Origin of the sequence: Nocardia sp. CA-119907, from assembly GCF_050955995.1 — a bacterium.
Classification (GTDB): domain Bacteria; phylum Actinomycetota; class Actinomycetes; order Mycobacteriales; family Mycobacteriaceae; genus Nocardia.
The window spans coordinates 4,718,388-4,739,392 of sequence record NZ_CP192091.1 but is presented as its reverse complement, the minus strand read 5'-3'; the positions used below and the strand labels follow the sequence as shown (position 1 = coordinate 4,739,392).

Sequence of the window (21,005 nt, the reverse complement as noted above, 5' to 3'; positions counted from 1 at the left end):
TAATGTCCTCTGCGTGAAAGTTCCCCTCCACGACCGCAACTCGTGACGCCGGGCCGCGAATCGCGTGTAATGCCGATCCCTCGCAAGTAGATTCCTTAACGTCTACTCGAGGCACGTGCGAACGGCGTCGCACGGGCGGACCGAATGGCTGGAGCGGCGGTTCCGGCCGCGCGGCACCCGAGTCGTGGGATGTATGAGGGGGAGCTGATGGCACACCGGACGACACTGCTGTTCGTACACGGCACCGGGGTCCGCGGTGTTCGATACGCACAGACGCTGCGGACGATCAAATCCTGTGTCGAGTCGAGGAACTGGCCTCTCGCGGTGACGGGTTGCTTCTGGGGCGATTCGGCCGGAGCTCGCCTGCGGCTCGAGGGGCGATCGATCCCGACCTACGACGATTCGAAGGGCAAGGGGCGGACACCGGAACAGGAGCAGCTGGAACTCTGGGCGGTCCTCTATGTGGACCCATGGTACGAATTGCGGCTGCTGCGGGCGATGCCGCCGACACCACATTACGGTGGGCAGACCCCCGCCGCGGCCATGCGGGCCAGTATTGCGGGATTCCGCCCCTCCGCGGCGCTTGCCGACAGCCTCGCCGAACTCGACCTGACCGACCGGTTCGCGGACGCGCTCACCGCCATGCGTGCGGCCGAGGTATTCGAGCAGGCGATCGCCACCGCGCCACCCAACCCTCTGGAACATCGTTGTGCGATCGCACGAGCGTTGATCGCGCACAGCGTCGCAGCGGCCATGGCCGAAGGGCTCCCGCCGCTGGGCGGTTCGACCCGCGAGGCATTGATGACGCAACTCATTGCCGACCTGCGCGGGTCCGGGCTGGGGGTGGGGAACTTCCTTGTCGAGCATGGCAAGCGATACCTCTCGCGGCCGATCACCCGCAAACTGGTCGGTGAACGTGGCGCGCTCACCGATGCGGCGGCCCCGCTGGCGGGCGATGTGTTGCGCTATCTGGCCAGGGGACGTCAGATGACCACGCTCTTGCGGAGCGCGATCACCGACGCGGCATCCGATTCGGTGGTGCTGCTGGGACATTCGCTCGGCGGCATCCTCTGCGTCGATCTGCTGGCCCGTGAGCACATTCCCGCAGTGCGGGGTCTGGTGACGGTCGGTTCGCAAGCGCCCTTCCTCTATGAGATAGGCGCTTTGCCGAGCCTGGAGCCGCCTAGCTCGCTGCCGGAGCACTTCCCGCCCTGGGTGAATATCTACGATCATCGAGACCTGTTGTCCTATAACGCCTCCGGGGTCTTCCCGAACCGAGTTGTCGACGTGCGCGTCGACAATGGCGAGCCCTTCGCCGCGTCGCACAGCGCCTACTGGTCCAACGAGGCGGTCTGGACGTCGATCGAGTCCGTGCTGCCGCGATGAGAACCTTCGACCCTGACCGGGTACTCGTGATCGCGATCGGCATCGACGAATACCGGCAGTCGGCCATGCGGCTGTCCGGCGCCGCGGCCTACGCCGAGCGTTTCGCGAAGTGGGCGCTGGGGCAGGGTGTGCCAGCGAAGAACATATTGCTCGCCTGCAGCGACACCGATTCGATGCCCGATCCGCTCTCCGGGATTCGCAGATGGGAGCCGGCCCAGGCGAGCATCATTGATCTATTGAAGGACGCCGCCGGAAGATCCGATCCCGAGAGATCCGGTCCGGAGGAACCTGATCTGGAGTTGCTGCTGATGTACTGGTGCGGGCACGGGGTGCTGAAATCGGGCCGGAAGCGTGCGCTGTTCACCTCCGACGCCGAGTCCGGCGCATTGCGTGTTCATGTCGTCGAAGAAATTCGGAACTATCTGAGCTCGACAACCGTCAAGGGGCTGGATAGTCAGATCATTTTCATCGACGCATGCGCGGACTTCTACAATGAGATGCATTTGAATGAAAGGCTCGTCAAGACCACGCTGAATATCGGAAACCCGAAGAGGGTCAGGCAGTACGTGTTGCACTCGACCAGTGAGGGGCAGAGTGCCTACCATGACAACATTACACGATCGAATGTCTTCTCCGACACGGTATTTCAATGGTTGGATACGATGCCCCCGGGGCCGCTGACTCCCAATATCGGGACGCTCAACGCCATGGTGACCGCACGCTTCGACCTGTTGAGGGCAGCCGACGGTCCCGAGCAGACACCGGTCTGGCAGGTCGATGACACCGGTGGCACCAGTTATACGTTGCCGACCATGTTCGATCAGGAAGGAGTCGAAGGGATACCCTTTCGCTATTTCGAGAGTTCCTATGCCACGTTACTCGAATGGTGGATGGACGCACAGAGCTTTTCGAATGCTGAAGGCAGCATGCTGCCCGATATCCGGGAGCAGTTGATCGCTGCGTTACCGAACGATGCCGTCAAAACACGCGACGACAATCTCGATGCAACGGAGTTGGTCGCCCGAGTATTCAGCACGAACCAGGTCGCACGGCTATTCGAAATTCTCCAAAGTTACGCCACGACGGCTTCGCTGAAGATCGGGCTGACGAAGCTGGGCATCCAGTGGTCGCAGGACCTGGATATTGCTCGTGTTGAGCAGCATTTTCCGAATGTCACCAACCAGATGGTGGCGAACGCGTATTGGCGATCCATGCTGAGCATCCCTGCTGATTCGCCCTTGTGTATTACGGCTGCACTGCGCAGTCTTGTCGGACTCTCGGAGCGAGAGGGACAGAAGCCGTTGCACCGTTTCGTCGCCGACCTCGAGAAGTCTGCCAAGCGTACCGTTCCCGACCAATGGTTCAGACTGTCGTCGGGTCAGCTCAAAGCGCTACGCAGAGATGCCGGTGTTTCGCACATCGAAAACCGCCGACTTGTCATTGATATCCTGAGCAGTCAACACGATCTGAATCGGTTCGAGTCGCCCTTCGCGATCGGTGTGCACTGCTATCGGCCGGGCAAAGGCTGGGTTCACAAACAGCCCGAAGGCACCCTGACGTTGGCGGAAGTGCGGTCCAAAGTGAACCAACTCCTGGCAGGCGGCGCCGACAAATGTGTGCTCGGATTCAGAGTTCCGCGTGCGGCATTCGACGAGATCCCCGAATCATGGGAGTTCAGTGACGATTTCACCGCGCCGATCTCGCATTGGTGTTTGCGGCCCACGCTCCTGCACAGTGCCGAGCGCATGCGCAATCCCAGATTGTGGAGTAACTGGATGATCAAACATCCGAGGATCAGAACCCGGCTCGACGATCACCCGGACGATCTATTGGCCTGGATCGAGCGCACGGAGCCCGAAACCGTGCACAGCCTGGTCAGTTCCTCCGAATCCGCCTGCATAGGAATGGCGTTCGCGCCTGCGGTGAACGGGTTCGACCTGCATCAGGATCCTCTCATGGCCGCCATCGTGGCCGGTGCGCCCTACATCCTGTGGAGCACCTACGACGGCGACAACCCCACGACGACACGACAGCAGGTGAAAGAGTTGGTTACCGGAGGTCCGTTCGACGAACTACCCGCGCGTTTACAGTACAGGCGGCAGAATGCCGTGGGAGAACGCCAAATCGCGGTCCGCCTACTGTGGGACGACCCCGATTTGCTGCCGCCCCAGCCGAATATGCTCGGTATGCAGGGAGGATGTGATGACTGAGCAGGCTCAGGTGCGCCGATACGCTGGTTCCGATGCGGGGACCCCGTCGACCGATCTGATTCCGCCGGCTCCGCCGTGGCGCGTATTCGACCGGTCAGCAGCATCCGAACCGGACCCCTTTCGAACGACCGAAGCCATGGTCGACGCGGTGAACGCCGCGCTGACCCTGCGCCGGCCGCTGTTGCTGACCGGCCGACCGGGGTCGGGCAAATCGTCATTGATCGAATCTGTTGCCCGCCAACTGGATTTGGGACCGGTGCTGCGCTGGCCGATCACCTCCCGATCGACTGTGGATGACGCCCTGTACCGGTACGATGCCATGGGGCGCCTGTACGCGGAACGATTGAACGACGGCGAGCCGACGGCGATCAGCGACTACCTGCGGCTCGGCCCGCTCGGCACCGCCTTGCTGCCGAATTCCCGTCCGCGCGCGCTGCTCATCGATGAGATCGACAAGGGTGATATCGATCTTCCGAACGACCTGCTCAATGTCTTCGAACGCGGCGAATTCGAGATCAAAGAGCTGGCTCGCCTGAAGAATCAGGGCCCGTTCGAGATTCAGCACGCCGACAGCATCGAGTACTCGCCGATCGCTCAGGGGCGCGTGGTGTGTCGGGAGTTTCCGTTCGTCGTTCTCACCAGTAACGGAGAAAGGGAATTTCCGCCGGCCTTCCTGCGCAGGTGCATCCGGTTCCGGATGCCCGACCCCAGAGAGAAGGAACTGACCGCAATCGTCACCGCCCATCTCGGCGAAGCCGCCGTAGGCGCGGCCACGGATGTGATCAAAACCTTCGTCCAGCGGTCGAAGGATCCCGGCGCGGTGGCCACCGATCAACTGATGAACGCCATCTACCTGGTGACCGCGCAAGCACCCGACGAGCAGGAGAGACGGCGTATCGTCGACCTCGTCCTCGCAAAACTGAATTCCGACAACGCATGATCGAGGCGCTGGTCGCGGCACTGAATACCAGAGATTCCAGGCTGGACTGGCGAGATCTGGCCGATTCGCTGTGGCTCGCCATCCACACACCCCGGTCCGGGGATGAGCAACGCACCGAACCCGTCAGCGGACTGGGTCAACCATCGAACGCGGCCGCGGCGACGGGTCATTCTCCGGCTGTCGCCTTACCCTCCGCCGCCAATCCACCGGTCGGCAGCGAGCCGCCTCCTACGATTGCGTGGCAACGAAATCCGCTTGAACTCAGGCTCGATCGGGCCAACACCGGCCAGTCCGCGCCACCCACGATTACACCCGGCGGACTGGAATTCGCGCCCGGCCACGAAAGCGAGTCGCTGCCTGGCGAACTGCGGATCGCGCGCGCCTTACGTCCGCTCAGACATCGTCGCCGTCCGAGCCGGAACACCACGGCGAACACCGCGCTGAACGTCGACGAAACCATCGAGTATTTCTGCCGAACCCGCGAACTGATCCCCATCCTCGAACCGGCTACCGAGCGGTGGTTCCGGGAGGCCGCCGTCGTCGTGGACGGTGGGCCGACCATGATCGTCTGGCGTGAAATGGTCGCCGCCTTCACACAGCTGCTCGGGCGCGAAGGCGCTTTCGAGCGCGTCACCCAGTGGACGCTGGACTACGAGTCCGGTCCACCGGTCCTGCGCGATCACGGTGGAACCGGCTATCCCACAGGACAACTCGTCGATTACGCCGGGCGGCGGCTGATTTTCCTGTTCAGCGACTGCGTTTCCGAGCTATGGCGTGATAGCCGGGCAGCATGGGATGTGCTCGAACTGTGGGGCCGATTCGATCCGGCCGTGCTCGTGCAGACCCTGCCGTGGCGACTGTGGCCAGCGACCGCGCTCGCCTCCAGTGAAGTGGCGGTATCGGGGCAGCAGCGCGGGAATCCCAATCGACTGTTGTGCGTGCGGCTTCCCTGGTGGTCCATGGAGGAACACGCCACAGCCATCGGAACACCGATCGTCACCCTCGACGAGTCCATGCTGGGCGACTGGGCCCACATGTTGATGGCGCGCGGTCGGCGTTCGGTTCCGGGCGTCATCGCACCGGTGCTGGAACAATCGCCGATCGCGAGCCGGTCCACGAGGTCGAACATCGACCCGCGCGCGATCGTCGAGACCTTCCACGCGACCGCCTCCGAACCGGCGACTCGATTGGCTACGCTGCTCTCCGCTGTTGAAGTCGACCTGACGATCGCCAGATTGATTCTGCGCGAACTCGTTCCGGGCGGACGGCAGGTCCACATCGCCGAGGTACTCGCCAGCGGGTTGCTCCAGCGCCCGAAGCCGAATACGCCCGAGAGTTTTGACTTCACGCCGGGAACTCGCGAGATCCTGCACGAGTCCATCAGTAAGACAACCGCTTTGGACGTATGGAGGACCATCGCGCCGCACCTGGAGCGCACCGGCCGCAAGGGGGCCTTCTCGATCGTGCTCGATCGGGCCGCGCGGAAGGGGCAACAGATCACGGCCATGGCCCGGATCGCCGGAGAACTCGCCGACCGACTCGGTATCGAACCATGGATCGAAGCCCCGCTCGCCGCCGCGACGGTATCGGAATCGGAATCCGGGTCGGAATCTCGCTCGCTGATGGAGTGGACCGCGCAGCAGGAGCGACGCCGCGTCGAATTCCGCACCCGGCTGCTGACTCGCGCTATGGGAAACTACGACGACAAGGGCTGGTGGTTCTGCGGGCGTCACACCGCACTGGCCGCCATCGCGAGCTGGCTCACCCACCCCGAACCCGATCGGTCGATGCTGGTGGTCACCGGTGCGCCCGGCTCCGGCAAGTCCGCCGTTCTCGGGCTCATCGCGGCACTCGCGGATGCCGAGTACCGCACTAACGCCGTCCAAGTCCTCGACCTGCCGCCCGAGGTGATCCCGGCGGTAGGCGCGGTGGACGTGGCGATCTACGCCCAGAACCTGGGCGTGGACCAGGTGCGCGACGGTATCGCGGCCGCCGCGGGTGTCACCGCCGCAACCGTCGACGAACTCGCGCGAGCGCTGGCGCAGCGGACAGCGGTGCTTACCGTTCTGATCGACGCTCTCGATGAAGCTACCGACGGCCGTGCCGTAGCCGGGAAGCTGTTGCGTCCCTTGATCGATCGGGCAGGCGGTCGGCTACGCCTGCTGATCGGCACTCGCAGAACAGTGCTCGAAGACCTCGGTGCCGACCGTGACACCATCGATCTCGACTCGGCACAACACGCCGACCACACGGCGACGATCAACTACATCGAACGGGTCCTGCGCGGATCGTTCCCGGGGACCGTCTACGCCGATTGCGAACCGGAACAGGTCCGAGCGATCGCCACCGCGATCGCCGATCAGGCCGACGGATCGTTCCTGGTCGCCATGATCGTGGCCGTGGCACTGTCCGGTACGCGCGCGATTCCCGACCCGGATGATCCGGAGTGGCGGCGGAGCCTGCCCAAACTCCCCGGCCAGGCGATGGCGAACGATCTGCGATCCCGCCTCGGCGATGCCGCCGGCCGCGCGCAGAATCTACTGCTTCCCTTGGCTTTTGCCGAAGGCCAAGGCCTGCCGGACAAAGAGCTGTGGGCTCCGCTCGCCTCACGCATCGCGGCCGTCGAATACAATCACGACGATTTGACCTGGCTGTTCCGGACGGCCGGGTCCTATGTGGTCGAAGCCCGCGAAGCCGGATACTCGGCCTATCGCCTCCATCACCAGGCCCTCGCCGAGTATCTCGCCAAGGATCTGGCTCGCGACGCAGTGCACGCGACCTTCGTCGAAGTCCTGCGTCAGCGCGTACCGACGCTCCCCGACGGCAGTCGTGATTGGTCCGGCGCGCACCCGTACATCCTGCGCCACTTGGCCACACATGCCGCTCATGCCGGGCTCGTGGACGAGTTGGTGACCGATATGGACTACCTCGTTCACGCCGAACCCACCGCGGTGCTGGCGGCCTTGAGCACCGTCGTCACCGCGCCCGCGCAGTTGATCCGAGCGGTGTATCGCTGCTCCGCCACACATCACCGCCGCCTCCCGCCGGCGGGGCGCCGCCAGATCCTGGCCGTCGACGCCGCCCGGTTCCAGGCCCGGGACCGACAAGAGCAACTGAATCGCACCCTGGACTGGCCTGCCCGATGGGCGACCGGCAACCTCATCGATCCAGCGCACAGGGCCACTCTCACTGGCCATGTGGGCGCGGTGACGTCGGTGGCCTGCATGACCATCGATGACCGACCGGTCGCCGTCACCGCCGGACACGACCGGATGGTGCGCGTGTGGGACGTCGACGCGGAGCTCGAACGTGGCGTCCTCACCGGCCACACCGACTGGGTGACTGCGGTGGCCAGCTCCATTGTCGATGGTCGTCCGGTCGCTGTCACAGCCTCGTTCGACGGGACGGTGCGGGTGTGGGATCTGCGCGCCGGGGCCGAGATCCGGGTATTCACCGGGCACACCGACGCGGTGACGTCGGTGGCCTGCACCGACATCGGAGATCGTCCGGTCGCTGTCACCACCGGTCGCGATCGGACGGTACGGGTGTGGGATCTGCGCGCCGGGGCCGAGATCCGGGTATTCACCGGGCACACCGACGCGGTGACGTCGGTGGCCTGCACCGACATCGGAGATCGTCCGGTCGCTGTCACCACCGGTCGCGATCGGACGGTACGGGTGTGGGACCTGACTACCGGGGCCGAGATCCGGGTATTCACCGGGCACACCGACTGGATCAGCGGGGTGGCGTGCATGCGCATCGGTGACGAAACTATCGCTATCACAACCTCTTACGATCGATCTGCGCGGGTGTGGGATCTGATGGCCGGGGTCGCGGTCGCGGTATTCACCGGGCACACCGACCCGGTAACCGCGGTGACGTGTGCACACATCGGTGACGAGACTGTCGCTGTCACAACCTCTTACGATCGGAAGGTTCGGGTGTGGGATCCGCGGACCGGGATCGAGCGCGCGGTGTTCACAGGGCACACCAATTGGGTGAGTGCGGTGGCGTGCACCAGCATCGACGGCCACCCGATCGTCGTCACGGCCGGCTGGGACCACAGTGTACGAGTGTGGGAACTCGATACCTCACGCCACGTGCGGCAGGCATCCGTGCATACCGACCTGGTATTCGCCGCGACCGTTCACGCCCTGCCGGAATCCGTCGTGGCCGTCACCGCCAGCCGTGACTGCACCGCGCGGGTATGGGATCTGGGCAGCGGGGCCGAGCGCACCGTATTCACCGGGCACACGGACTGGGTGACGGCGGTGGCGTGCACCAGCATCGACGGCGATCCGGTCGCGGTGACCACCAGCCGCGATGACACCGTGCGGGTATGGGATGTGCGCACCGGCATGGAGCGGACCGTATTCACCGGCCATACGCATTGGGTGACGGCGGTGGCGTGCACCAGCATCGACGGCGATCCGGTCGCGGTGACCACCAGCCGCGATGACACCGTGCGGGTATGGGATGTGGGGACGGGGTTCGAGCGGGCGGTGCTGTCCGGGCACACCAATCCGCTGTGCGTGGCGTGCACGACAGTCGACGGCACTCCGGTCGCTGTCACCGCCGGTGACGACCGAACGGTGCTGGTGTGGGATCTGCGCTTCGGAGCGCTCTTGGAGAAACTTCCCGGCCATACCGGCTCGGTGAATGCGGTGGCTTGCACCAGCATCGACGGTGCACCGGTCGCCATCACCGCCGGCACCGACCGGTGTATACGGATCTGGGATCTGCGCTCCAGGACTCTCATGGACGCCCTGACCGGCCATACCGAGGCGGTGAACGCGGTGGCTTGCACCAGCATCGACGGTGCACCGGTCGCCATCACCGCCGGCACCGACCGGTCTATACGGATCTGGGATCTCCGCACGATGTCCCCCGATACGGTCATCAATTGCCCGACTCGGCAACAACTCGTCGCGGTGAGCCCGGAAACCGAAATCCTGCTCGCGCTCGGCAATGATGTCGCTGTGCTGTCACGACACTCATGACCGGGAAGCCCCTCCCGGCGCGGGAGGGGTCTTATCGTTGTGCCCGAAGGGACCCCCACCCGCGTGACGGAGGCTCGATGTCGAACGGATCGCCACTTTTCGCTGGTCGGCACCTGGAGCAAGTCCAACGCGCCGTCGTGCGCGGACAGATACCCGGACATGGTGACCTTCGCCGCCGGAACCTTCCGTGGCACACGCGGTGCCGCCCAAGGCATCATCTACTGGGACGCGGGTCGTATCGCCTGGAAGGTGAGCGCACGCTGGCGCTCACTACCGCCGCCGACGAGCTCGTTCGCCACGAGGTCGTACTCGTCGGCGACAGCCTGACCATCCGTGATCCGGAACGCTGCGTGTTCAGCTACCACCGGACAACGGCACCGGCGCAGCGGCCTCAGCGCAACCGCACTCGCGCCACGGCGGTCGCCGGTGCGTCAGCGCGGGTCAGCACGGAGGCCAGTACCCAGACCGGATTGTCACCCGATGGCCACGTCCGTTGCGGTACAGCTACTTTCACCACCTGGGATTGACCCGGGAGCAAGTCGAATCCTACCGCGGGGTGAGGCAGGACAGGAAGTCGGCCGGCCAGGTGAAGTGCAGGCCCAGCGCGATGCTGAGCGCGAAGGTCACCACAAAGTGGCTGGCCGTGCCAGATCCCTGGTTGGTGACGCGGGCGCACAGTTCGAGATTGCTGCGCGCGTCATCGTTTTCGGGTTCGGCCTCGTCGTGGTGTTCGCACCCATTCGTCGGCATTCCGCATGGCACCAACCGATCACGGACCCGTTTCGCTGCGGTAGAAGTAAGGTAGCGAGGTGAGGTCGCGACCGGTGGGTTTACGCGAGGATGAAACCAGAATATCGTTGATCTTCCCCGAACTTATCGGCGCGGGCTGGGTCAGCGAGCAGATCCGGAATGGGTGCCCGATCATCGGCGGCCGGACCGTCGCGCCCAGCGAACGTGGCTTGCCGGCCCGCCACGGCATCCTGGTCGACCGATGATCGCGGGGGTGCTGCGCGAGACTGTGGCTGACGAGCGGCGGGTGGCGGTCACACCCGCTGATGTGCGTCGGCTGGTTGCAGCGGGCCTGGCTGTGGTGGTGGAGACCAGCGCGGGCGCGGGCGCGGGGTTCGACGATCGTTCCTACGAGTGCGCCGGAGCCCGGCTGGTCTCTGACCCCGCAACGGTTTTCCGGTTGGCTGATCTGGTCACCTGGGTGAAACCGCCGATATACGAGCTGGAGTCGATGCCGCTGCGGCCGGGGCAGGTGCTGATCGGATTCCAGGATCCGATCGCACGCGCCGAACCGATCACGCGGTTGCATGGCCGCAGTGTGGAGTCGGTGGCGTTCGAGCAGGTGCCCGCAGACAGCGGGGCGGACATCGACGCGCTGTCTGCGATGAGCCGCATCGCCGGGGAGATTGCCTATGAGGAGGGGCAACAGCTGTTGACTGCGAACGAGCATGTCCGTCCGGTACGGACGTTGGTGCTGGGCTGCGGGCACGCGGGACTGGCAGCCCTCACCGCCGCGGCGCGCCGCGGCGACGAGACGGTCGCCGTCGGACATCGTGTGGAACAACGAGACCAGGCGATCCGGCACGGTGCTGGGCGATTCCTTCTCGATCCTGCAATACCGGCATTGCTCGCCGAAGAACAGATCGATCTGGTGATCTGTGCCGCCGTGCGGCGCGGGTTGCCCGCGCCGGTGCTGCTCGGCGCCCCCGAGCTAGCGTCGCTGCGCCCCGGTGCGGTGGTGGTCGATCTTGTCGGCAAAGCCGGTGGAAACTGCGTCGCCACAGTGGTACACGCGACGGTGAGACTTCCTGGCGGTGTCACCGTCACCCATCGGTCGAACTATCCGTCACGACGACCCGTCACCGCGAGCCATGCCTATAGTGCCGCGGTTACAGCGATGCTTTTGTCTCGATGCGGTTGATCTTGTTCTTGGTCATCTGCGGGAAGCGGCGCCACCAGGCGGGCAGGATCGCCGAGGAAAACCGTTGACGCTCATCGCTTTCCGGATCGACGCGCCTGTCGTTGACACGCGGCGCCCGCAAGGTGACAGCGCCCGCTTCTCCCGCAATTTGCGTGACCTGGTCACTCTGCTCGACGAGCTGGACGGGGCCAATGTTGTATTTCGTTCCGCCACAGAACCGTTCGATACGTCGACCCCGATGGGGCGGATGCTGGTGCAGATGTTGGGCATGTTCGCTCAATTCGAACGCGACACCATTATCGATCGGGTCATCGCCGGAATGGCGGTGGGTTTCACTGGCATCCGGTTTCTCCCCGTCTCATTGACCGCGCTCGGAAAGCATGCCGAACGTCGGGGAGGTGAGAACATCACGCACCGCGTGCTGCGTAAACGCAACGGGCGGCCGATCAGCTATAGGCGCTACGACGGGTTGTGGAATCGAGTCCGCGAGAACCTGCCGTGGGCGAAGGAATGGGAGGTCACCACCTACTCGATCACGGAGACCGTGCGTGCCCACGTCCGCCAGTTGTTCGGCGAAGCGGTCGAGGGTCTATGTCGGGCAGCACCACGACGACACAGCCGTCCTGACCCACCTGCGTGGTGATGTAGTCGAAGCACTCATGACGATCACCGGCGAACCCCATCCACTCGCCCGGAGCAGACGGCCTCAGGGCTCGCCGAATCGGTAACCGACCTTGTTCTCAGGCTGCGGGAGAATCACCTCTGATGGATCATGTCGATCGTTCGTCGCGGCGTCACAGACGCTTGCCGACGAGAGATATTCGCGTTGCCGAAGTGCCCGTCGCTAACCGCTCGTCTCGGGTTGGCATACTCGGCCCGGAGCACCGCTAAATCCTGACTGGCGGCGGAACACGCCGGGACCGACGACAGTGCTGTACTACAGCGCTACCAAGTTCGGTGTTGGTGCCTTCAGTGAGGCGTTGCGTCAGGAACTGACGCGTCAGCACGTGCGTGTATCGCTGATCGAGCCGGCAGTTCGCTGTTGCCCTTCTCCTCGGTCGGAGTCCTTATTCGTCGCGGGTGCCGATGGTGCGTTGCAGCAGGATGAAGGCGAGTAGCAGGACGCCGATGAAGATCTTGGTCCACCAGGAACTCAGGGTGCCTTCGAAGCTGATGATCGTCTGGATCACGCCGAGGGTCAGTACGCCGAGTACCGAGCCGAGGACGAATCCGAAGCCGCCGGTGAGCAGGGTACCGCCGATGACGACCGCGGCGATGGCGTCGAGTTCCATCCCGACGGCGTGCAGGCTCCAGCCGGACAGGGTGTAGAGCGTGAACAGGATGCCCGCGAGAGCCGAGCAGAAGCCGCTGATCGCATACACGGCGACCTTGGTCCTGGCCACCGGCAGGCCCATCATGAGCGCCGACTGTTCGTTGCCGCCGATCGCGTACGCCGTGCGACCCAGTCGGGTGTAGTGCAGGACGACGAAGGCCACGGCGACGATCACCAGCGCGACGATCATGCCGACCGTCAGGAACACGTCCCCGCCGAGCCGGAATCGACGCTGCGCCAAATCCGTATACACCGGATCGGTGATCGTGATCGAATCCGTGCTGATCACATAAGCCAGCCCGCGCGCGAGGAACATACCGGCGAGCGTGACGACGAACGGCTGGATCTCGAAGTAGTGGATAACCGCGCCCATCGCGGCTCCGAAGAGCGTGCCGCCGACCAACATGAGCGGCATGACCAACAGCGGCGGCCACCCGTGCGCGGTCACCAGCCATGCCGAGACCACCGTGGACAACGCCAGCACCGCGCCGACGGACAGGTCGATGCCGCCGGTGAGTATCACGAAGGTCGTCCCGACGGCGAGGACGAGCAGAAAGGCATTGTCTATGAACAGGTTCACGAAAACCTGCGGGTAGCCGAATGCCGGATATCGAATCACCCCGACGCCATAGATGACGGCGAACAGCGCCGCGGTAGCCAACACCGGGATGTACCGGCCGCGGTGACCGCGCATCGTAGGTCGGCGCAGCACAGGCCGGACGGCCCGGGCCTGGGTCAGCACATTCATCTGTTCGCCTCCGTCGATGTCGATACGATGACCGGTCGGATTTGGCGGCGACGGCGAAAGACCTTGGCACGGAACGCCGGTGACTGGATCAGGCATACCGCGATCACCACGATCGCCTTGGAAACCAGTGTTGTCTCCGGCGGTACTCCGACGGTGTAGATCGTGGTGGTGAGCGTCTGGATCACCAGCGCCCCGAGCGCGGTGCCGCCGAGCTGAAAGCGCCCACCGGTCAACGCGGTACCGCCGATGACGACCGCGAGAATCGCATCGAGTTCGATCCACAGTCCGGCGTTATTGCCGTCCGCCGCAGAGACATTCGAACTGATCATCAGTCCCGCGATCGCCGCACAGCACGCGCAGACCGCGTACACCGCGACGATCAGGCCACCGGCCCGGATGCCGACCAGACGCGCCGCCTCGGCATTGCCGCCCACCGATTCCAGCAGCAGCCCGAGCGCGCTGCGCCGCAACAACACCGCGAGTCCGGCGAACACTGTGGCGGCGACCAGGACGGGCACCGGTAGGCCGAGCAGATAGCCGCCACCGATGACCTTGTACGGCGGACTGTTTATCGTGATGATCTGGCCCGACGTGATCAGCTGTGCGACACCGCGTCCGGCGACCATCAGGATCAAGGTTGCCACGATCGGCTGAATCCCGAAGCGCGCAACCAGAATTCCATTCCAGAGACCGAGCGCGACCGCCACGCCCAACGCGATCAGCACGGCGACGGCGACGCCACTGACATCGGCCTGGTCCGGCATGGTGCTGATGTGCAGACACGCCAGCGCGCCCGCGATCGCCACGACCGTGCCGACCGACAGATCGATGCCACGGGTCGCGATGACCAGCGTCATGCCGAGCGAGATCAGGACCAGGGGCGAGCCGTAACGCAGGATATCGATCAGGCTGCCGTAGAGGTGTCCATCCTGGATGCGGATCGAGAGGAATCCGGGCGTGACCACGACATTGACGATCAACAGCGCGATGAGCGCGGCCGCGGGCCAGAACAGGTGGTTTCGGATGATCGTCATCAAACCGCTCCGCTCGCAATGGTTTCGGTGAGCCGATCCATGGTCAAGGTGGCATCGTTGACCAGTTCGGCGACCAGCCGCCGATCGCGCAGGATCGCCACCTTGTGACTGAGCCGCAGCACTTCCTCGAGTTCGGCGGAGATGAACAGCACCGACATGCCCTCCTCGGAGAGCGAGATGACCAACCGCTGGATTTCCGCCTTGGCGCCGATATCGATGCCACGGGTCGGTTCGTCGAGGATCAGCAGTTTCGGCCGGGTGGCCAGCCAGCGGGCCAGCAGCACCTTCTGCTGGTTGCCGCCGCTGAGGAATTTCACCGGCGTATCCGGATCGGCCGGAACGATCCGCAGCGAGGCGATGTACCCGGCGACGAGTTCGTCGCGCTTGCGGGCCGACAGCGGCCGGGCCCAGCCGCGTGCGGCCTGGACCGCGAGGACGATGTTGTCGCGCACCGACAGGTCGAGGATCAGGCCCTGGGATTTGCGGTCTTCGGGACAGAAGGCGAACCGGTGGTCGATCGCGGTGCGCGGCGAGCGCAGTGCCGTCGGCATGCCCGCCACACGGAGATCCCCGGTGGACGCTCGGTCGGCGCCGAAGAGCAGTCGCGCCACTTCGGTGCGGCCGGAGCCGAGCAACCCGGCCAATCCGACGACTTCGCCACCGCGAACGGTGAGATCGAAGGGCGCGACGGAATTGCGGCGGCCCTCGATCCCCGTTGCCTGGAGCAGCGGATCGCGACGCGCCACCACCGCCGGATCCGGTTTCTCGTGCTCGATCTCGTCGAGCGTGCTCAGTGCCGTGCCGAGCATGTGCGCGATGAGATCCCTCTGGCTCAGCTGTGCCACCGGGTATTCGCCGACCAGGGCTCCGTTGCGCAGCACCGTGGCCCGGTCGCAGATCTCGAAGATCTGATCGAGGAAGTGGGTGACGAACCCGATCGCCACGCCCTCGGCGGCGAGCCCCCGCATTACCGCGAACAGTTGCTCGACCTCACCGGTATCAAGCGACGAGGTCGGCTCGTCCAGGATGAGGACCTTCGCATCCAGGTCGACGGCTCGGGCGATGGCGATGAGCTGTTGCACCGCAAGCGAATACGAGCCGAGCGGGGCGGCCACATCGATGTTCAGATGCAGCCTGGCGAGCAGCCGGGCGGCATCGCGACGCATCGCGGCGAAGCGGATCACACCGGCCCGCCGCGGTTCCCGTCCGATATAGATGTTCTCCGCGACGGACAGATTCGGGCACAGATTCACCTCCTGGTAGACGGTGCTCACCCCGGCCCGCAACGCCTGCTGCGGGCCAGTGAAACGCACTGAGCGACCGTCGAGTTCGATGGTGCCGGCATCGGCGTCGTGAATTCCGGTGAGCACCTTGATGAGGGTGGATTTGCCCGCACCGTTCTCGCCGACCAGTGCGTGTATTTCACCGGGGAACAGTCGCAGGTCCACCTCGGACAGTGCGGTGACCCCGGCGAAACGCATGACGATGCCCGACATCCGAAGTGCGGGTGTGACAGTCGGTTCCGACATGCACTTCTCCGGCTCAGTACGTCCGGGTGGGCAGCGCCGCGGCGGCCTGGTCCTGGGTGTAGACGCCTTCGTCGGTGACGATCCGCTTGGGCGTCGGGCGACCCGCTACGACGTCCTTGGTGATCTCCATCAGCTTCGGGCCGAGCAGCGGATTGCATTCGACGACGACATTGATCTTGCCGTCGGCCATGGCCTGGAAGGCATCTCGGGTCCCATCGATCGAGATGATCTTGATGTCCTTACCCGGCTTCAATCCGGCCTCCTCGATCGCCTGGATCGCGCCGAGCGCCATATCGTCGTTGTGTGCGTACAACACGTTGATATCCCGGTGGGCGGCCAGGAATGCCTGCATAACCTCTTTGCCCTTGGCGCGGGTGAACTCTGCGGTCTGCGATGCGATGATCTTGAACTTCGGATCCGCGCCGATGACCTCCTGGAAACCCTTCTTCCGATCCGTCGCGGGTGCAGATCCGGTGGTGCCCTGCAACTCAGCGATATTCACAGTGTCGTTCGAGTTCTTGGACGCCTCGACGAGCCAATTCGCCGCCCTTCGGCCCTCTTCGACGAAATCCGAGCCGAGAAAGGTCACATACAGCGAGGTATCAGCCGAGTCCACCGCACGGTCGGTGAGGATCACCGGAATCTTGGCGTCCTTGGCCTCTTTCAGGACCGTGTCCCATCCAGATGCGACCACAGGGGAGAAGGCGATGACGCCCACTCGCTGCTGGATGAAGGTGCGGATCGCCTTGATCTGGTTTTCCTGTTTCTGTTGGGCGTCAGCGAATTTCAGCTGGATGCCGGCCGCGGCCGCGGCGTCCTGGATGGATTTCGTATTCGCCGTGCGCCAGCCGCTTTCGGCACCTACCTGGGAGAACCCGAGTACGGTTTGGTCGCTTCCCGAACTGCCGCAGCCGACGGCCGTTGCTGCGGTGAGGACAAGTGCGCTGGTGGTGATCAGAAGCCTCTTCAACACGATCGGGCTCTCCCTCGAATTGTGAAACGTGTTGCACCGAGGTGCGGTAGTCCTGATAGTGTTAGCGCTCACATTCGTCTAGTCAAGAGCTGTCACGGCCGTAATCCAGTGGCCACGACCGGAGATCCCTCGTCGAGGTCATCGCGGCAGTTCGGGTCGCGGTGCGGCGATCTGTTGTGTGAGCGTTAACCTGGGACCAGAATGCTGCTCGGGGCATCGCTGGGAAGGTGGGATGTGAGGGACAGGGACGGATTCGCCGCCGGGGATGCCTCGACGGCGGTGCGGCCGGCGGGTGCGCGCCCGGCGGTCATGACCGATGTCGCCAAACTCGCCGGAGTCTCCCATCAGACGGTGTCGCGGGTGCTCAACGGCAGTGCGAATGTGCGTGCGCAGACCCGCGAGCGGGTATTGCGCGCCGTCGAAGAACTCGGCTACCGCCCCAACGCCATGGCCAGGGGTCTGGTCAGCAGGCGCTCGAATATGCTCGGCGTGGTCAGCTTCGACACCATCCTGTACGGGCCGGCGTGCACCCTGCTCGGCATCGAACGTGCCGCTCGCACAGCGGGTTACGGTGTCAGTATCTTCGCGCTGGAGACGGTGGACCGCTCCAGTGTGTTGGCGGCCGCGAACAGTCTGGCCGATCAGGGCGTGGACGGCATCATCGTCATCGCCCCACAGATGGCCGCCGCCGCGGCACTGCACAATCTGCCCGAACGCCTGCTGGCCGTCGCGGTCGAGGCCGGACAGGACAGCGGCTTGCCATCGGTGTCGGTCGATCAGATCGAAGGCGCCCGGATGGCGGTGCAACATCTGCTCGACCTGGGACATCGCACAGTATGGCAGGTCGCCGGTCCGAGTGACTGGCTGGAGGCACGCGACCGCATCGAGGGCTGGCGACGCACGCTCGAGGCCGCGGGAGCGCCGGTTCCGCCGGTCATCGGCGGAGATTGGAGTGCGCGCTCCGGATACCAAGCGGGCCTGCTGCTGGCCGCGCAACCCGATGTGACCGCGGTATTCGCAGCCAATGACCAGATGGCGCTGGGCATGCTGCGCGCGTTCACCGAACGCGGCATCCGAGTGCCCGCCGATATTTCAGTGGTCGGTTTCGACGATATTCCCGAGGCCGCCTACCTTTCGCCACCGCTGACGACCATCCGACAGGACTTCGACGAGGTGGGCCGCCGCAGTATGCAGACGCTGTTGCGGCTGTTGGAATTCGACGGAACCACCCCCGAACCGGCATCGCCTTCGGTGATGCCGACACTGGTCACCCGCGACAGCACCGCGGCACCGACCCAGCAGTGATACGAGCTCACGCCGCCGCGCGCTGAGTACGAACGCGCTCGTTGTTGTGGGGACTGCTTTGGCCTTCTCGTTGAAAGATGCAAGACCACAGGGCTTTTGGGCGCTCTGCCCAGCGCTCGCCACGCTCTTGGTCGTAGCCCTGCTCATGCTCACAGTCGCCTTGGCCGCAGCCTTTCGCTGAGCCGCACTGCCCCTCTCCCGCGCCCGCCGCTCCACAAAAGACCCCGTGGAGCAAACAGTGAATCGTCACGGGTAAGGGACCGGCTTCGGTGTTAGACCAGCGCCGGTCGGCGTGATGGTTGTTGAGTGAACAGGCCGATGATAGATTCCGCCAGGGCATTGTCGTAGGCATCCCCGACCGAGAGGCCGCCTGCCTGCCCGGCCGGGGCACCCTCGGCCAGGGCTTTTTGATCCAGATCCGCAACATCTTCCTCTAGGAAGAAGCGGCCCCCAACCCGTGACGATTCAAGGATCCGCATATCTGGTTTGTTTCCAGCAAGAAAGAGACCGCTTGACCTTCTCGGCCTCTCGCCGTTCGTGCGCTGCCCTATAGGAATGGTCTAGCCGCTCAGGAAGCGCTGGGTGGCGTCGTAGACGTCACGTTGGTAGGCGCGATCGCGGGAGCGGGCCGAGGACAGCTTGACACGTCCGGTGTCCACGGCGCGGACCGCACGGATATAGCTGCCGCTGGGATGTGCGGCGGGGCGGGTGGCCGTGGCGACCACCGTGCTCGCGGGCCGCTCGGGGGAGGACATCAACGGTGCGCCGACGAGGCCGATCAGGTGCAGCGGACCGCCCGCACTGCGCTGGAATCCGGTGCGCACCGCCCCTGGATCCACCGCGTACACCGCGATCCGGTCACGCCACTGTTCGGCCAGCGCGTAGGTATAGGCGAGGTTGGCGAGTTTGCTCGACGCGTACGCGCGCATCTGCGTCCACTCCCCCGGAAGTGCCCAGTCCTGGATCGGGCGGGCCCGCGCTTCCAGGTACGAGGTCATCATGATCACCCGCGCTGGTGAATTCTGCTGTCCGCCAATCGGTTTCAGGAGCGATTCGAGGCCGCGGGTAAGTCCGGCGGCCGCGAGGTGATTGACGGCCACGGTCCGTTCGACGCCATCCACAGTGAGGCCGTGCCGATCGAACGCGGCGCCCGCGTTGTTGACCAGCACGCCGAGACCGTCCGGTGCGGCGCGGTGCACCTGATCGACGAGTCGCCGCACCCCCGAACGTGTTTCGAGGTCGGCATCGACGGGAATCAGGCCACCCGGGACGTCGCCCATGCGGGCTGCGGCCTCTTGCGCACGCTCCGCGCTGCGCCCGTGCACCAGTACGGTCCAGCCGAGCCGTGCCAGTGCGCGACCAACCGAGAATCCGATACCGCTGGTCGCTCCGGTCACCAATGCTGTCGAAGCCGATGAGACCGCCAATGGGTTCGTTGTGTCCATTGCTCTTATTCTCAGAGCACAAAATGGAATGACAATACCAAAATCGAGTACGGAGAAGCCGATGCCCGCGTCCACCGACACCCTGACCGCCAAAGGACTACGTAGCCGCGCCAGGATCGTCGACGCCGCCGCCCGCCTGATGATCGCGAACGGTGCGCACGACACCACGATGGAGGCGATCCAGCACGAGGCGGGCGTCAGCGCATCGCAGCTCTATCACTACTTCGACAACAAACGGGACCTGCTGGCGGCGGTCATCCAATCCAGCACCGAGGTCGTGGTCGCCAACAAATGGCTGCTCGATATGCGCTCGCTACACGATCTGCGTGCGTGGCGGGATGCGGTGGTCGGCGCGGCGCGCGCGACCGGCTGCCGCACCGGGTGTCCGCTGGCCTCGTTCGCCGAGGACATCCCCGACACCGATCCGGAACTCCTCGAACTGGTGGCCGCCGGATTGCGCCGACTGACAGCCGCCGTGGCCAAGGGCCTCACCGCCATGCGCGATGCCGGAGAACTGCGCCCGGACACCGATATCGACCGCCTGGCGCTCGTCGTCGTCACCGCCTACGAGGGCGGCATGCTCGTCTCCCGGACCCAGCGCGAACCCGCACCGCTGGAAGCGGCGCTCGACGCCGCCCTCGCCTGTGTCGAGACACAGGCCGCTCGCACGGATCGGTGACCTCGCACGGATCACGGCCCAATGAAAGCCCACACCGACCCCACGACCACCTACTTCGCCGTACGACCGAGACGAGTAAGTCCGAAGCCTGGGTCAGTGATCGTAGGAGATGAGTGACCAGGTGCGGGGTCGGCCGGTGGTGCGGTTGTGGCAGGTGGCGCTATCTCTCCGCTGCTGAGTACATGAACTCGGCCGTCGCACCCAGCCTGAGGTCGCCGAACACGGGCTCCCGCAGGTCGTCGTACCAGCCGACATCGGCGAGCCAGGAGCCGTCGAAGGCCAGCCACCGGCGCAGGCTCGGCGGCAGCACCATCCCGCCGGGCAGCCTCAGCCGGTCGAGCACCTCGGGCGCGAGCGGTACGGGTTTGGTGAGGTCCGGGGCGTCCGCCGTTGGCCAGCCGTCCTGCCTGACCCGCTCGATCACCCGGTCGATCACCCGGTCGATCACCCGGTCGATCAGCGCTGCTCCATGCACGTTCGCGTCCCTGCGCCG

18 protein-coding genes are annotated in these 21,005 nt (G+C 64.9%); 10 read left to right on the top strand and 8 right to left on the bottom strand.

Translation table 11 applies throughout. From position 1 onward, the window contains the following. Positions 1 to 207 precede the first annotated feature (207 nt). The 5 genes from ACQP2D_RS20875 (at position 208) to ACQP2D_RS20855 (ending at position 10,063) form a co-directional block, all read left to right on the top strand. On the top strand, positions 208 to 1,386 hold the full coding sequence (locus tag ACQP2D_RS20875; protein ID WP_433685394.1) for a hypothetical protein: 1,179 nt from the start codon (positions 208 to 210) through the stop codon (positions 1,384 to 1,386). Continuing rightward, positions 1,383 to 3,596 carry a hypothetical protein gene (locus ACQP2D_RS20870; protein ID WP_433685393.1) on the top strand — a complete coding sequence of 738 codons (2,214 nt, stop codon included), beginning with the start codon at positions 1,383 to 1,385 and terminating at the stop codon, positions 3,594 to 3,596. The genes ACQP2D_RS20875 and ACQP2D_RS20870 overlap by 4 nt, the downstream gene beginning before the upstream one ends. After that, on the top strand, positions 3,589 to 4,536 hold the full coding sequence (locus ACQP2D_RS20865) for an AAA family ATPase (protein WP_433685392.1): 948 nt from the start codon (positions 3,589 to 3,591) through the stop codon (positions 4,534 to 4,536). The genes ACQP2D_RS20870 and ACQP2D_RS20865 overlap by 8 nt, the downstream gene beginning before the upstream one ends. Then, entirely contained in the window at positions 4,533 to 9,536 is a 5,004-nt protein-coding gene (locus tag ACQP2D_RS20860) for an SAV_2336 N-terminal domain-related protein (RefSeq protein ID WP_433685391.1), read from the top strand. Before ACQP2D_RS20865 ends, ACQP2D_RS20860 begins: the two co-directional genes overlap by 4 nt. 77 nt (positions 9,537 to 9,613) lie before the next feature. Continuing rightward, the gene (locus ACQP2D_RS20855; protein ID WP_433685390.1) at positions 9,614 to 10,063 is read left to right on the top strand and encodes a hypothetical protein; all 450 of its coding nucleotides are present in this window, start codon (positions 9,614 to 9,616) and stop codon (positions 10,061 to 10,063) included. 19 nt (positions 10,064 to 10,082) lie between these two features. Here the strand turns inward: ACQP2D_RS20855 and ACQP2D_RS20850 are convergent, their stop codons facing one another. Further along, positions 10,083 to 10,286: a hypothetical protein gene (locus tag ACQP2D_RS20850; protein ID WP_433685389.1), complete on the bottom strand. Its 204-nt coding sequence runs from the start codon at positions 10,284 to 10,286 to the stop codon at positions 10,083 to 10,085. A 241-nt stretch (positions 10,287 to 10,527) separates the two neighbouring features. On the opposite strand from ACQP2D_RS20850, the gene ACQP2D_RS20845 reads away from it, so the two are divergent. From ACQP2D_RS20845 to ACQP2D_RS20835, 3 genes are all read left to right on the top strand, one after another. Beyond that, entirely contained in the window at positions 10,528 to 11,466 is a 939-nt protein-coding gene (locus ACQP2D_RS20845) for a hypothetical protein (RefSeq protein ID WP_433685388.1), read from the top strand. A gap of 148 nt (positions 11,467 to 11,614) precedes the next feature. Beyond that, positions 11,615 to 12,109, top strand: coding sequence for a recombinase family protein (locus ACQP2D_RS20840; protein WP_433685387.1), 495 nt, complete (start codon positions 11,615 to 11,617; stop codon positions 12,107 to 12,109). 286 nt (positions 12,110 to 12,395) lie between these two features. Then, positions 12,396 to 12,584 carry an SDR family NAD(P)-dependent oxidoreductase gene (locus tag ACQP2D_RS20835; protein WP_433685386.1) on the top strand — a complete coding sequence of 63 codons (189 nt, stop codon included), beginning with the start codon at positions 12,396 to 12,398 and terminating at the stop codon, positions 12,582 to 12,584. Here ACQP2D_RS20835 and yjfF read toward each other — a convergent pair. The 4 genes from yjfF to ACQP2D_RS20815 are packed head-to-tail and all read right to left on the bottom strand — an operon-like array spanning position 12,534 to position 17,083. After that, positions 12,534 to 13,547, bottom strand: coding sequence for a galactofuranose ABC transporter, permease protein YjfF (gene yjfF, locus ACQP2D_RS20830; RefSeq protein WP_433685385.1), 1,014 nt, complete (start codon positions 13,545 to 13,547; stop codon positions 12,534 to 12,536). The genes ACQP2D_RS20835 and yjfF overlap by 51 nt on opposite strands. Beyond that, on the bottom strand, positions 13,544 to 14,581 hold the full coding sequence (locus ACQP2D_RS20825) for an ABC transporter permease (RefSeq protein ID WP_433685384.1): 1,038 nt from the start codon (positions 14,579 to 14,581) through the stop codon (positions 13,544 to 13,546). Before ACQP2D_RS20825 ends, yjfF begins: the two co-directional genes overlap by 4 nt. Next, positions 14,581 to 16,110 (bottom strand): sugar ABC transporter ATP-binding protein, encoded by a 1,530-nt coding sequence (locus tag ACQP2D_RS20820; RefSeq protein WP_433685383.1) that lies wholly within the window; start codon positions 16,108 to 16,110, stop codon positions 14,581 to 14,583. The genes ACQP2D_RS20825 and ACQP2D_RS20820 overlap by 1 nt, the downstream gene beginning before the upstream one ends. 13 nt (positions 16,111 to 16,123) lie before the next feature. Further along, positions 16,124 to 17,083 (bottom strand): ABC transporter substrate-binding protein, encoded by a 960-nt coding sequence (locus tag ACQP2D_RS20815; RefSeq protein WP_433685382.1) that lies wholly within the window; start codon positions 17,081 to 17,083, stop codon positions 16,124 to 16,126. 234 nt (positions 17,084 to 17,317) lie between these two features. On the opposite strand from ACQP2D_RS20815, the gene ACQP2D_RS20810 reads away from it, so the two are divergent. Further along, positions 17,318 to 18,388: a LacI family DNA-binding transcriptional regulator gene (locus ACQP2D_RS20810; RefSeq protein WP_433684703.1), complete on the top strand. Its 1,071-nt coding sequence runs from the start codon at positions 17,318 to 17,320 to the stop codon at positions 18,386 to 18,388. A gap of 272 nt (positions 18,389 to 18,660) precedes the next feature. Here the strand turns inward: ACQP2D_RS20810 and ACQP2D_RS20805 are convergent, their stop codons facing one another. Beyond that, a complete protein-coding gene (locus ACQP2D_RS20805; protein ID WP_433685381.1) occupies positions 18,661 to 18,867 on the bottom strand; it encodes a hypothetical protein in 207 nt (68 codons plus the stop codon). Positions 18,868 to 18,948: 81 nt separating this feature from the next. Continuing rightward, positions 18,949 to 19,833 carry an SDR family NAD(P)-dependent oxidoreductase gene (locus ACQP2D_RS20800; RefSeq protein WP_433685380.1) on the bottom strand — a complete coding sequence of 295 codons (885 nt, stop codon included), beginning with the start codon at positions 19,831 to 19,833 and terminating at the stop codon, positions 18,949 to 18,951. Between the two features lie 61 nt (positions 19,834 to 19,894). Between ACQP2D_RS20800 and ACQP2D_RS20795 the strand changes: the two genes are divergently transcribed. Then, positions 19,895 to 20,512 (top strand): TetR/AcrR family transcriptional regulator, encoded by a 618-nt coding sequence (locus tag ACQP2D_RS20795; RefSeq protein WP_433685379.1) that lies wholly within the window; start codon positions 19,895 to 19,897, stop codon positions 20,510 to 20,512. Between the two features lie 160 nt (positions 20,513 to 20,672). Here the strand turns inward: ACQP2D_RS20795 and ACQP2D_RS20790 are convergent, their stop codons facing one another. Continuing rightward, entirely contained in the window at positions 20,673 to 20,987 is a 315-nt protein-coding gene (locus ACQP2D_RS20790) for a hypothetical protein (protein ID WP_433685378.1), read from the bottom strand. Between the last annotated feature and the right edge of the window lie 18 nt (positions 20,988 to 21,005).

What these genes read in the sequence shown, in the direction of transcription:
- ACQP2D_RS20875 (WP_433685394.1), top strand. Translation starts at nt 208, where the DNA reads ATGGCACACCGGACGACACTGCTGTTCGTACACGGCACCGGGGTCCGC.
- ACQP2D_RS20870 (WP_433685393.1), top strand. Translation starts at nt 1,383, where the DNA reads ATGAGAACCTTCGACCCTGACCGGGTACTCGTGATCGCGATCGGCATC.
- ACQP2D_RS20865 (WP_433685392.1), top strand. Translation starts at nt 3,589, where the DNA reads ATGACTGAGCAGGCTCAGGTGCGCCGATACGCTGGTTCCGATGCGGGG.
- ACQP2D_RS20860 (WP_433685391.1), top strand. Translation starts at nt 4,533, where the DNA reads ATGATCGAGGCGCTGGTCGCGGCACTGAATACCAGAGATTCCAGGCTG.
- ACQP2D_RS20855 (WP_433685390.1), top strand. Translation starts at nt 9,614, where the DNA reads ATGTCGAACGGATCGCCACTTTTCGCTGGTCGGCACCTGGAGCAAGTC.
- ACQP2D_RS20850 (WP_433685389.1), bottom strand. Translation starts at nt 10,286, where the DNA reads ATGCCGACGAATGGGTGCGAACACCACGACGAGGCCGAACCCGAAAAC.
- ACQP2D_RS20845 (WP_433685388.1), top strand. Translation starts at nt 10,528, where the DNA reads ATGATCGCGGGGGTGCTGCGCGAGACTGTGGCTGACGAGCGGCGGGTG.
- yjfF (WP_433685385.1), bottom strand. Translation starts at nt 13,547, where the DNA reads ATGAATGTGCTGACCCAGGCCCGGGCCGTCCGGCCTGTGCTGCGCCGA.
- ACQP2D_RS20825 (WP_433685384.1), bottom strand. Translation starts at nt 14,581, where the DNA reads ATGACGATCATCCGAAACCACCTGTTCTGGCCCGCGGCCGCGCTCATC.
- ACQP2D_RS20820 (WP_433685383.1), bottom strand. Translation starts at nt 16,110, where the DNA reads ATGTCGGAACCGACTGTCACACCCGCACTTCGGATGTCGGGCATCGTC.
- ACQP2D_RS20805 (WP_433685381.1), bottom strand. Translation starts at nt 18,867, where the DNA reads ATGCGGATCCTTGAATCGTCACGGGTTGGGGGCCGCTTCTTCCTAGAG.
- ACQP2D_RS20800 (WP_433685380.1), bottom strand. Translation starts at nt 19,833, where the DNA reads ATGGACACAACGAACCCATTGGCGGTCTCATCGGCTTCGACAGCATTG.
- ACQP2D_RS20795 (WP_433685379.1), top strand. Translation starts at nt 19,895, where the DNA reads ATGCCCGCGTCCACCGACACCCTGACCGCCAAAGGACTACGTAGCCGC.